General features: G+C 74.6%; 2 protein-coding genes. Both read left to right on the forward strand.

What is annotated here, in order from left to right; genetic code table 11:
* The first annotated feature begins 151 nt into the window (after nt 1–151).
* Complete coding sequence (gene cobM / locus FV222_RS25325; protein ID WP_147761384.1) at nt 152–946, forward strand: precorrin-4 C(11)-methyltransferase; 795 nt, start codon at nt 152–154, stop codon at nt 944–946.
* Nucleotides 943–1638 (forward strand): cobyrinate a,c-diamide synthase (locus tag FV222_RS25330; RefSeq protein WP_147815938.1); only part of this gene is annotated, 696 nt, incomplete at its 3' end. The genes cobM and FV222_RS25330, both read left to right, overlap by 4 nt.

Raw genomic sequence — 1638 nt, forward strand, 5'->3', positions numbered from 1 at the left:
CCCTGGCGGTGGCTGGCGAGGGCGGACGCCTCGTCCTCGCCCGCATCGACGACGGGCGGGTCACCTGCGCGCTCGCGGCGATGGCGCCGACGGGCGCCGAACACCCGAATCTTGAATCCAAGCGCGCCCGAGCGGCGCAGATCGCGACCGCATGACCGTCCATTTCATTGGCGCCGGACCGGGCGCCCCCGACCTCATCACGTTGCGCGGGCGCGACCGCATCGCGGCTTGCCCGGTCTGCCTCTATGCCGGCTCGCTGGTCGCGCCGGAGATCCTCGGCTGGTGCCCGCCCGGCGCGCGGATCGTCGACACCGCCCCGCTCGACCTCGATGCGATCGTCGCCGAGATCGAGGCGGCGCATGCGCGCGGGGAGGACGTGGCCCGGCTGCATTCCGGCGACCTCTCGATCTGGAGCGCGCTCGCCGAGCAGATGCGCCGCCTCGACCGCATCGGCATCCCCTACACGGTCACGCCGGGCGTTCCGGCGTTTTCCGCCGCGGCCGCGCTCTTGAAGCGCGAGCTGACGGTGCCGGGCGTGGCGCAATCGGTCGTCCTCACCCGCACCTCCGGCCGGGCGAGCGCGATGCCGGAGCGCGAGACGCTGGCCGCCTTCGCCGCCACCGGCGCGACCCTCGCGCTGCACCTCTCGATCCACATCCTGGACAAGGTCGTCGCCGAGCTGATCCCGTTCTACGGCGCGCCCTGCCCGGCCGCCGTGGTGTTCCGCGCCTCCTGGCCGGACGAGCGGGTGATCACGGGCACGCTGGCGACGATCGCCGACCTGGTGGCGGGGTCGGGCATCGAGCGCACGGCGCTCATCCTCGTCGGGCCGGCGCTCGGCGCCGAAGACTTTCGCGAGAGCGCGCTCTACGCCGCCGACTACGACCGCCGGTTCCGGCCCGGCGGCGCGGTCGGGACGGTGGACGCCGAGGATTCGAACGCATGAGCGTGCCCGGCATCCTCGTCGCCGCGCCGCGGTCGAGCTCCGGCAAGACCACCGTGACGCTCGCGCTGATGCGGGCGCTCGCCCGGCGCGGCTTGCGCGTGCGGGGCGTGAAATGCGGGCCGGACTACATCGACCCGGCCTTCCACGCCGCCGCCACCGGCCATCCGAGCGTGAACCTCGACAGCTTCGCCATGGGGCCGGCCCTCCTCGACGCGGTCGCGGGCTTTGCCGTGCGCGATGCCGACATCGTCGTGGCGGAAGGGTCGATGGGCCTGTTCGACGGCGTCCGCGCCGGCGAGGGCCGCACGGGGGCGAACGCCGACATCGCCGCCCGCTACGGCTGGCCGGTGCTGCTGGTGCTCGACGTCTCCGGGGCGGCGCAATCGGCCGCCGCCATCGCGCTCGGCTGCTCTCTCTACGACCGGCGCGTCAAGATCGCCGGGGTGGTGCTGAACAAGGTCGCCAGCGCCCGCCATCGCCGCCTCGTCGAGGCCGGGCTGCAGCGCGTCGGCATCCCGGTGCTCGGCGCGCTGATGCGGGACGCGTCGCTGGTCCTGCCCGAGCGCCATCTCGGGCTCGTCCAGGCGCGCGAGACCGCCGACCTCGACGCCCGCCTCGACCGCCTCGGCGACCTCGCCGTCGAGGGGCTCGACTGCGACGCGATCCTGGCCGCAGCGGGCGGTGCGGTCCCC

Source organism: Methylobacterium sp. WL103, from assembly GCF_008039885.1.
Lineage (GTDB): Bacteria > Pseudomonadota > Alphaproteobacteria > Rhizobiales > Beijerinckiaceae > Methylobacterium > Methylobacterium cerastii.

Excerpts from the sequence above, each read along its gene's own strand:
- cobM (WP_147761384.1), top strand. The coding sequence starts at position 152 with ATGACCGTCCATTTCATTGGCGCCGGACCGGGCGCCCCCGACCTCATC.